10 protein-coding genes and 1 pseudogene are annotated in these 8,940 nt (G+C 69.8%); 5 read left to right on the top strand and 6 right to left on the bottom strand.

Annotated elements, in window-relative coordinates; translation table 11 throughout:
• Positions 1-461 (top strand): annotated as a pseudogene (locus tag JHN45_RS47615) (hypothetical protein); the annotation flags it as partial.
• Positions 462-527: 66 nt separating this feature from the next.
• Here JHN45_RS47615 and JHN45_RS47610 read toward each other — a convergent pair.
• The 5 genes from JHN45_RS47610 to JHN45_RS47590 form a co-directional block, all read right to left on the bottom strand.
• The gene (locus tag JHN45_RS47610; RefSeq protein WP_201055668.1) at positions 528-1,103 is read right to left on the bottom strand and encodes a hypothetical protein; all 576 of its coding nucleotides are present in this window, start codon (positions 1,101-1,103) and stop codon (positions 528-530) included.
• Positions 1,104-1,125: 22 nt separating this feature from the next.
• Entirely contained in the window at positions 1,126-1,755 is a 630-nt protein-coding gene (locus tag JHN45_RS47605) for a hypothetical protein (protein WP_201055666.1), read from the bottom strand.
• Between the two features lie 92 nt (positions 1,756-1,847).
• The gene (locus JHN45_RS47600; RefSeq protein WP_201055664.1) at positions 1,848-3,671 is read right to left on the bottom strand and encodes a hypothetical protein; all 1,824 of its coding nucleotides are present in this window, start codon (positions 3,669-3,671) and stop codon (positions 1,848-1,850) included.
• Positions 3,668-4,492, bottom strand: a complete 825-nt coding sequence (locus tag JHN45_RS47595) for a serine protease (RefSeq protein WP_201055662.1) — start codon at positions 4,490-4,492, stop codon at positions 3,668-3,670. Before JHN45_RS47595 ends, JHN45_RS47600 begins: the two co-directional genes overlap by 4 nt.
• Positions 4,489-4,797 (bottom strand): CU044_2847 family protein, encoded by a 309-nt coding sequence (locus tag JHN45_RS47590; protein WP_201055660.1) that lies wholly within the window; start codon positions 4,795-4,797, stop codon positions 4,489-4,491. The genes JHN45_RS47595 and JHN45_RS47590 overlap by 4 nt, the downstream gene beginning before the upstream one ends.
• Before the next feature lie 905 nt (positions 4,798-5,702).
• Between JHN45_RS47590 and JHN45_RS47585 the strand changes: the two genes are divergently transcribed.
• Positions 5,703-6,395: a TetR/AcrR family transcriptional regulator gene (locus JHN45_RS47585; RefSeq protein WP_201055659.1), complete on the top strand. Its 693-nt coding sequence runs from the start codon at positions 5,703-5,705 to the stop codon at positions 6,393-6,395.
• 272 nt (positions 6,396-6,667) lie between these two features.
• Complete coding sequence (locus JHN45_RS53760) at positions 6,668-6,838, top strand: AzlC family ABC transporter permease (RefSeq protein WP_307783405.1); 171 nt, start codon at positions 6,668-6,670, stop codon at positions 6,836-6,838.
• A 300-nt stretch (positions 6,839-7,138) separates the two neighbouring features.
• Here JHN45_RS53760 and JHN45_RS47575 read toward each other — a convergent pair whose 3' ends face one another.
• Entirely contained in the window at positions 7,139-7,759 is a 621-nt protein-coding gene (locus JHN45_RS47575) for a TetR/AcrR family transcriptional regulator (protein ID WP_201055658.1), read from the bottom strand.
• 153 nt (positions 7,760-7,912) lie between these two features.
• Here JHN45_RS47575 and JHN45_RS47570 point away from each other — a divergent pair, with 153 nt between their 5' ends.
• Together JHN45_RS47570 and JHN45_RS47565 are read left to right on the top strand one after the other, a co-directional pair.
• Positions 7,913-8,374 (top strand): cupin domain-containing protein, encoded by a 462-nt coding sequence (locus JHN45_RS47570; protein WP_201055657.1) that lies wholly within the window; start codon positions 7,913-7,915, stop codon positions 8,372-8,374.
• Positions 8,371-8,715, top strand: a complete 345-nt coding sequence (locus JHN45_RS47565; RefSeq protein WP_201055656.1) for a hypothetical protein — start codon at positions 8,371-8,373, stop codon at positions 8,713-8,715. Before JHN45_RS47570 ends, JHN45_RS47565 begins: the two co-directional genes overlap by 4 nt.
• Positions 8,716-8,940: the final 225 nt, after the last annotated feature.

Below are 8,940 nucleotides of genomic sequence, written 5' to 3'. Positions count from 1 at the left end.
CGTCGATACGTATCGACGCCGCCTACGCACTGGCCACCGTCTCGGACCCCGACCGCGCCGTCCGTGCCTCCTTCCGTGCCCGGCTCGCCGCCGAGGAGGATCCGAAGGTCAGCGCCGCCCTGGTCCTCGCCACCGCCGAAGCCACCCGCACCCACCCCCACGCGCCGACCACCACATGGATGCGGGAACAGTGGCGGGACCGAACACAAGCACCCGAGGTCCGCCTGGCCGCCGCGATCGGCTGGCTCTGCCTCACCGACGAACCCGCCCCCGACGACTTGCGCACCACCGTCGACGACCTCGCTACCGACGAACGCGCCCACGCCATGGACGACCTGCCCTGGATGGCCGATTCCGGGGGATCCCACGAGACGGGACTGCAACGCTGCGTCCGAACGATGCTCCACCCCGACCAGCCCGATCCCGAGGATCAGGACGACCTGTGGGCCTCACTCCGCTGACCATGGGAGCAAGCCACCAGCGCTCAATCTCCGTTGGGTGCGGCTCTCGTGGAGTGAGCTTGCCGGTCAGGCCAGGAGTTCGTAGTTGTGCTGGTCGGGCCGGGGGTGGAGGCGTTCGCGTTCTCTGTGCCTGTGGAAGATCCAGTACTGCGGGAAGTCGCCGTTGCTGATGAGGGCTCGCGGAGTCAGGACGGCTTCGGCTCCGGGGACCGTCCACCGGCTGCCGTTGATTTCGAGTCGGTCGGCCACCAGATGACGTGCGGCGCCTTCGACGATGCCGCTGGCGATCGGCCATCCGGCCGCGAGTGCCTGGTCGTAGTGGAGATGGGCGCCGTTGTTCTCCAGGTGGCGGCGGGCCCGGTCCGCTGCGGCCCGTTGGTCTGGGGACAGGTCCAGCCGGTCGGCTTGTGCGCGGATGCCGGTGACGGCGCCGAGGGCGTCGCCGGCCAGGATCCGGGCGGCCTGGGTGCCGACCCAGGTCTCGGCGTCCGGATCGGTGGCGGTGTGGAAGCATCGCGAGGCCGACCGCAGCTTCTCGATCACGTGGACGATGTCGAGGACGACCTGGATGGTGACGCCCCGTCGGGCGGCCTGCGCATGGATCAAGTCGAGCTGGTGCTCGGCGCCGTCGATCAGGAACACCCAGCACCGGCGGTGTTGCGGGTCACGGGCTTCTGCCTGGTCGAACGCCAGCCGTCGCGGCGGCCGCACAGCCTGCGGTCATCGGGCTCTCGCTTTTCGGGCGGATGAATGGGTGGCACCTTCGGCGCTGGGGACGAGGGCCCGACCCCACGCCGGCGCGGCGGTGCGAGCCCTCTGTGCCGCCTTGTTCCGGCGCAACCGCGCCCGCCGTCACCGCGGGCTGCGACGCGAACAGTCCCGGCTGCGCCTCCGTCAGCCAGCCCCGCTCGATCAGCCGCTTCAGTCTCGACGGGAAGCCTTCCGCCTTGCTCTTGTCCGTCGACAAGCCCAGCGCGCCACAGATGTGATGCGCCCGCACCGGATGCACCGCATCCGCGAGCCCCTCGACGATGTCCTGGTACGAACGCGGCAGCGCCCCCACGACCAGCCCGGGCGTCCACTGCGGCACCAACCGCACCCGACCGGCGATCCCGCCGGCAAATGGTGCTCCTCCGTCTCCGCCCCGCCCGCGTCCGCTTCCGCCCCGGCAACCGAGATCGTCTCGTCGCCGGACAGGATCTCGCCGATCGAGTTCCTCCAGCCACGACACCATCGCCGCCTCCAAGACCACGTCCTGTAACGCGGCGATCCGCCGTCCGACCACGAACGGCAACGGCGCGCGGCATCACCAGCTCACCACAAGAGAGCCGCACCCAAAAGCGTCTCGGTCACCCACCGGAGACCCGCCCTTTCCCCATGTCCTTCCTACAGGCCGGTCCCGGACGTCCTGACCACGTCCCCCAAGAGGGTTTCATCGACGACGAACACCCCGGGCGAGGTTTCGATCGATGAGCGCCGGATGTCCTCGGCCCATCTCGACGGCCAGCGGGTCTCTTCGTTCCAGCGCAGCCCACCCAAGGTGTCCACCTCGAGGTTGCCAACCCCGCTGACGTCCGCGCCCTCGAAGTCGTCCGCCAGTTCCCTGACTTCCAGCTCAGCGTCCGCGAGAGCCTGGGCGAGGTCGAGGGTGCGGATCCGGGTGCGGTCGAGCACTCCGTGGTAGTCGAGGTCGTGGATCCGGTCGAGTACCTCCTCGGCATCGAGACCGCTGTCAAAGGCACGGACCAGGTCCGCCGCGAGGTCGGCGTCGAGGGTGCGGACGAGTTCGAGGGCCAGGTCCCGGTCGAGCGCGCGCACTAGGGAGTTGGCCAGGTCGAGGACACGTGCCCGGTTCCGGTCCGAGACGAGTGTCGCCGCCTGGAGAAGCTTGCCGATCATGTCGAGGGAGTGGTTGCGGACGAAGGACAGCTGGCGTCCGAGGTTACGGCCGTACTCGACGACCTGGTCGAGCCCCTGCCTGCGGACAAAGTCTCTGTCGGGGGCGACCGCGCTGCCCTGGACCAGGTCCTTGACCACCTTGCGGACGAGTACGCGCAGGACGACGCGGGATCCGGGAGGGTTGCGCACGACGGCTTCGGCCAGGACGCCGACGAACTCCTGGGCCGCGCCCCGGGCATCGTCCATCTCGCTGGCGAGCTTCTGCAGGTCGACCCGGCCGTAGAGCCGTACTTCGGGTGGCAGGTTCTTCAGGCCCCGCACCGCGCGAGGCAGGCGGAGCGGGGTCCATTCGAACGTACGAGTGTCCGGCGGCGCGGTCGGCTCCTGCCTCGCCCGGATCAGGGCCTCGGCCGCTTCGACGTGCGTCTGTCCTCCGGTCACCTCGGGGGCGGCGCGTTCCGCGGCGGCGAGGTTGAGCAGCGCCGACCGGGACAGCGGGTGCTGCGGGCCCAGTGTCGCGGCGGTCTTCTGCGCCGCGATCTCCAGTACGTCGGCCGACTTCTCCAGTCGTTCCTCGTCGCCCGCGGCGAACGCGGAGGCTAACTCAGCGCGGGCGAGGGCCACCAGGGCTGACAGCGAGGCGGGATGATCACCGCCGCGCCGACGCACTACCTGCCGAGCGGTGCGAGCCAGGGCGTTCACCAACTGGTCCGCCGAGAAGTGGTCGCCCTGGCGGCGGGCCACCTCGGCCAGCACCGACTCCGTGAGCAGCCGGACGTCCAGTTGCTCGGCCGACGCGTGGTCATGACTGTCGAAGCCGGGGAGGACTCGCCGGGCGTCGCCCTCGGCGCCCGTGAGATCGCCGAGGCGCAGTTTGAGTGCCGCGAGGTTCGCCAGGGTCTGGGCCTCGACGCCGTCCGGTACGGGGCCGGCCGTACCGTTGGCACCTGGGTCATGAGCCCCCGGGCCGACGGCTGTCGACAGGACCGTGACCGCCGCCGTGAGGTAGTCACGGTCCGCCAGCGCGACCGCCAGTTGGTTGCGGACCCGCGCGGGCAACGACAGTGCCTCGGGATCGATGACCAGGCGGAAGGCCACCTGTTCCAGGAGCGCGCGGGCCTCGTCGACCAGGCCGAGCGCTTCGAGCAGCCCTGCCAGGTGGGCCACGTCCTTGCCGATGCCGGGATGCCGCAACAGCCTTGTGTCACCGCGCAGTTCGCGGGTGAGGGCCCGGATCCGCAGGCGGTCCGGGGAACCGGTGCGTAGGACGGTCTCCGCGAGGGTGATCGCCTCCTGCCAGCGGTCGGTCATACCGGGTCACCGCCCAGCTGACGTAGAACGACCTTCTCGACGGCGGACTTCAGCTCCGAAATGTGGGATGCGTCGAGGCTCGTGCGTTTGGCCCACGCCTCGATCCCGTCGGACAAGAGTGTGACGAGATCGTCCGGGTCGTGCGGGATGCCGTCCGCGGACCGCTCGTGGTCGCCGGAGAGCGAATCGATCGGATGGCCCAGCGAGCCCATCATGTGTTCAACGCTGAGGACCTCGAAGCGCCGCATCGCCTCAGCGATCGTCATGGCGAAGAGGACTCCGACCGCACGGTCCCGGGTGAGCCTCTCCAGCAGCTGCTCCTGGAGAATGCCGAGGATTTCGGAGGAGGGCCCGTCCGGCACTCCTTTGACGACCGGACCGCCGGAGTACCCGGCATAGTCGTCCAGCCTCTCTGGACGCGCCCCCAGCTGAAGCGCCCGGACCTGCTCGCCGCTCGTCAACTCGTACTCCAGCCCGGGGTGGTCCACCGTGCCCAGCAGATGCGCGTCCGCCCGCGTGGGCCGGTACGGGCCGTGCCAGGCATCGCCGCTGAGAGCGGTGCCCGCGCCGGGGATCCGGACGGTCACCTGGCGCGCGTCGAGGACCGTGACGAGGGCCAGGTCGGCCGGCGGGTCGCACTGGCGCACCTCACCGGCGAGGCGGGTGCCGTCGGCTAGGACGACGTCGACCCGCCCGCCCTCGGCCACCGAGCCGCGCAGACAGTGGAACGCCGTCAGGACATGACGGTGCACCACCAGAAAGCCGCCGCCCAGCCGTTGCTCCGACAGGTACAGGTCGACCCAGAAGCCGGTGCCGCTCATGGCTCGGGGACCCGCTCGACCGTGAGGCTGACCTCGAAAGACGCTTCCGCGGACGCCTTGGAAAGGATCACCCCCGCTTCCGCGGCGAGCGTCAGTCCGAAGGTCACCTCCATGCCCGTGACCTGCCAACCGTCGCGACGCGGCACCTGGGACAGGGAGCTCTGGGCGATGGCCGAGGCCTGCACGATGGCCTCTTCCAGCTCCGCCGCCCGGTCGGCCAGCGGTGCGCTGGTCCTGGTGCGACTGGCGATCTGACGGTTCCCGGCGGCGTCCAGAGCAACGGTCTCGACGCGAATATCAGCCATTTGTGTCCCCCGACCACATGGTGCTGTCGCACATCCTTCGGCTCCGGCAGCGTAGCCAGCGACAGCACAGGCCCGCGAGCGTTTCGTAAGGAATGCGTACCCGTCCGATGCACCGCCCGCACCGGCGAACGCCGTCGACTTCGCGGCCGGGGAACTCTCCTGGACGACGAAACTCCGGCGTCCGCAGCGCCCGCCGTGCCCCGTTCACCGCGAGCACCTCGCAGCCCTCCAGGGAGGCCGCCCGGTCGACGCCCGCGGCGCCGATCGCGAAGGCGGCCGTGGCAGCGGAGTCCTAGGCGCAATCCTTCCGGCGGTTGCGGTTGTCCCACCGCTGATCACCGAGGACCGCCCGGCCGCTCTTCGGCCTGGCCGCCGTGCTTGCCTGCGGCGCTCCCACGAGGGGCACCCTCGTCGAGCACGGGTAGTGCGCCAGGTACCGACGTCCCAGCTCAGCCCGTCCCTCCAAAGGAGCTACACCCAATTGACGATTGCTCCTTCGGCCGGCGTGTGTTGCGGCAGCGGCCCGCTTTGACCACGCGTGCTCGGTCGCAGGACGGTCAGTGCGTAACTGGGCGCCGTGCTGGCAGCGTGGCCACCCCGTCCTCCAATATCGGGGCGTGGATATCTGGTTCCGATGCATCACCCGTCGTCAGGCGGACCAGGCAGTACGTCTTCCCGCCGACGTGCAGGTGTCGAGGGGGGCGGGATTGAAGCCGTCGCGGGCGGACTTCGGGACCAGGCCGTCGAGCGGGGCCGCGTAAGCGAACTTCGCGCTCGCGAGGGTCGTGGCCTCGGCCGGGCAGGACCCCGGGACCCGGTGTCTCGCGTGTCCGAAGGCAAGGGACAAGGCGCAAGGTCATGTCGGCAAGGTCGGCCGTTGACGGGACGGCTTAGGGTGAGGCCTTATGGGGAGACCACCAGGACACGGCCCGGAATACGAGGTCAGACGGCAGGACATCATCGACAAGGCCGCGGCCCTGTTCGCACGGAAGGGGTACGCGGCGACCGGCATTGTCGAGCTGGGCACCGTGGTCGGGCTCGCGAAGGGTGCCTTGTACTACTACATCGGCTCGAAGGAGAACCTTCTTGTCGAGATCCAGGACCGGGTCATGCGACCCTTGCTGGCCTCCGTGCGCCGGATCGCGGAGGTGGAAGCCGACCCGGTGCTGAAGCTGCGGATGTTGTCGCAGACACTGGTGGAGAACATCCTCGCCCGGCTCGATCACGTCTGGGTCTACGAGCACGACTACCGGAACCTGGACGGTGCCAACCTGGCCCGACTGCTGGGCCAGCGCCAGGAGTTCGAGAACGTTGTACAGGGGCTTCTCATGCTGGCCATGGAGGACGGTTCGTTCCGCGAGCTGGACCCCAGGCTGGCCACACTCCAGTTCCTCAACATGCACAACCACACCTACCAATGGGTCAAGCTCGACGGCGAATGGGACGCGGAGACTCTTTCGCGTGAGTACTGCAGAACCCTCTTCCGCGGCTTCGCGGCGCCGGGCCGGCAGTTCGACGAAGTCGAGGACCGCATGCGTGAGTTCCTCGCCAAGAGGGTGACGGCCCCGCCGACACCGCTGGAGACGTCGGTGGACTGAGGCCCCCTGTTCCCTGGGAGTGGGGCCCGGCGGCAGTGGCGGCTCCGCCGGATGGTGGGGGTGTGCGAAATCGGGAGACCGAGGAAGGAGACGTCCGCCGGTTTGCGCGGGAGGCTCGGAGCTTCCGGACAGGGGCGGGGTTCGTGATGCCGGCCGACAGAGAGAGGCCTTGAGCGGACCGGTCGAGGTCCGAGGATCGCGGCCTACCGCCAGACGTGGAACCTGACCGAGGTCAGGGTGCCGACGTTCGCGAGTGAGCCGCCTCCACCTCCGTGGATCTGGGCCTACTCCCGCTCGGCCTCGCCTTCGGGGTGCTCGTCACCCATGCTGGCCTGCCCTGGTGGCGCGCGAGCCTGATCACCTCGGTCGTCCACGCCGGCTCCTTCGGGTTCCTCCTCGTGCATCTGCCCGTCGCGGTCACTCCCCGGCGACGGTCGCGTTGACCGCGTTCCTGGTCAACGTCCGCCCTGTGTTCTACGGGCTGTCGTTTCCCCCTCCACCGTGTGCGCGGGCGGCTCACCCGCAGGTGCAGCGCTGTCGTCCTGCCCGGCGAGGCGTACGCCCTGACCGACGGCGACCGGGCCGGTCCTGGATCGGTTCCTGCATTCTGTGGCTCCACCGTTCGCGCAGTTCTACTGGGCCGGGGGTGTCGTCGCCGGCGCCCTGCGCGGTTCCGTCGTGCCGGGCGGCGTGACCGGGAGTGTCCTGGCCGACGGCTGAGCCGGTCCCTGCTCAGCGGTTGATCAGTCGGTGGCGGGGCCCGTGGAAACCGCCGCGACGGCCGCCGCCGTCATTTGCCGTGCCGTGGTCACGAGCGCGGTGACCGCCTCGTCGGGGGGCAGGTCGCAGAGGTCGAGCAGGGTGAACAGTGACTCGGCGCTGATGACGAGGGCGAGGCCGCGGACCAGCTGGTCCACGGTCGCGCGGTCTGCGGGGCCGCAGCCGTCGGCCCATGGGGCAAGGGCGTGTTCGATGAGGCCGAAGCGGTGGGCCGGGCGGTCCTTGGAGGCCGAGGGTTTCGCGATGGTCGCGGCGACGACCGCCCGGACGGCACCCTGTCTGCGCAGCACCGCCCGGCCGAGAACCTCCGCGGCCTGGCCGATCCGTTCGACCGGGTCGTCGCTGTCCGTCCGTGAGCGCAGGATCTCGACCAGGTCCTGCGTCATCACGGCGGCGCGCAGGAGTGTGAGCAGGTCGGGGAAGTAGCGGTAGGCGGTCGCTTCGGAGACCCGTGCGTGGGCCGCGACCGTCGGCATCGTGATCTCCGCTCCGGTGTCGGCGAGGTCGCGGGCGGCGGTGACGATCGCCGTCCTGGTGCGTTCCATCGTGTTGCTGAGCCCGTTCGGGCGGCTCCGCTCGACCATGATCATCCCTTCGTGCCGACCGTCAGCATAGCGGGTGCACTCCCTGAATTGTAGTCAACTATTTTTTTAAGAGTCTACTTGCATGCGTGCCCGAACCACCCCTAGGGTCCTGGCCGTTGGCAACCCCACAACCCCATCAGTCAGGGAGACTTCATGGCCAAGGTGTCGATCACCCGTCCCGGCGAAGGCGAACTCATCGTCAACGGCCCGTCGACGATCCGGATCCTCGAGGACGGCAGCAACACCGAACACCGCCTGGGAATGGGAGAGATCACCGTCCCCGCGCACACCGCCGGCCCTCCGCAGCACCGCCACGCACAGCACGACGAGGGGTTCTACGTCCTCTCGGGCAGCGTGCGGTTCACCGTCGGGGAGGACGACTACGACGCCGGAGCCGGCACCTGGGTCATGGTCCCGCCGGGCGCCCCGCACACCTTCGCCAACGTGACCGACGAGACGGCGGTCATGCTCAACACCTTCACCCCCGACCTGTACGTGCAGTACTTCCGCGACCTCAAGGCCATGGTCGAGTCCGGGCAGCCGTTGTCGCGCGAGGCCGTCGCGGAGGTCTGGACGCGCTACGGCACCGAACCGTCCACCGAGTACGCCTCGTGAACATCCTCCTGGCGGCCAACGCCGTCGGCGCGCTCGCGAGCATCGTCTTCGCACTGGTGGGAGGCATCCGCCCGGCCGCCCTGAGCGAGAGCGGTACGCCGACCTCCGGCGAGCGGTTCTACGGATGGATGTACGCGACCAGAGGAGTACCCCTCGGGGTCGCGGCCCTCGTCGCACCCCTCGCCTGGCCGGGCCCCGCCGCCGCGCTCGTCCTGTGCGCAGCCGCCGCGGCCCAGGTGGGCGACGCCGTCATCGGAATCGCCACCCGGAAGACGACGATGATCGCGGGCGCCTCGCTCCTCACCGCGATACACCTGGCAACGACAGTCGCCACCGCGTGAGCGCGGCTCAATGGAGGCGGGGGCCGGACCGGAGCCGGCGGCCCTCACCGGGAGGGACTCGCCTCAGGGCGGCGACATCTCCGCCAACACCTCGCCGTTCGTGCCGTACGCCCGGAAGACGGGACGGTCGGCGGGTTTCCGGCTCTTCCGCTCCTGCGAGATGTCCCGAGGGGGCCCGACCGCGTAGGTGCTCACGTAGGCGGGCCGGCCGCCCAGCCGCACGAT

It is taken from the genome of Streptomyces sp. MBT53, assembly GCF_016654115.1.
In the GTDB taxonomy this organism is placed as follows: domain Bacteria; phylum Actinomycetota; class Actinomycetes; order Streptomycetales; family Streptomycetaceae; genus Streptomyces.
Note: the sequence above shows the minus strand (reverse complement) of the source record. Positions and strands in the feature narration are given on the sequence as shown.

Excerpts from the sequence above, each read along its gene's own strand:
- JHN45_RS47600 (WP_201055664.1), bottom strand. The coding sequence starts at position 3,671 with ATGACCGACCGCTGGCAGGAGGCGATCACCCTCGCGGAGACCGTCCTA.
- JHN45_RS47595 (WP_201055662.1), bottom strand. The coding sequence starts at position 4,492 with ATGAGCGGCACCGGCTTCTGGGTCGACCTGTACCTGTCGGAGCAACGG.
- JHN45_RS47590 (WP_201055660.1), bottom strand. The coding sequence starts at position 4,797 with ATGGCTGATATTCGCGTCGAGACCGTTGCTCTGGACGCCGCCGGGAAC.
- JHN45_RS47585 (WP_201055659.1), top strand. The coding sequence starts at position 5,703 with ATGGGGAGACCACCAGGACACGGCCCGGAATACGAGGTCAGACGGCAG.
- JHN45_RS47575 (WP_201055658.1), bottom strand. The coding sequence starts at position 7,759 with ATGGTCGAGCGGAGCCGCCCGAACGGGCTCAGCAACACGATGGAACGC.
- JHN45_RS47570 (WP_201055657.1), top strand. The coding sequence starts at position 7,913 with ATGGCCAAGGTGTCGATCACCCGTCCCGGCGAAGGCGAACTCATCGTC.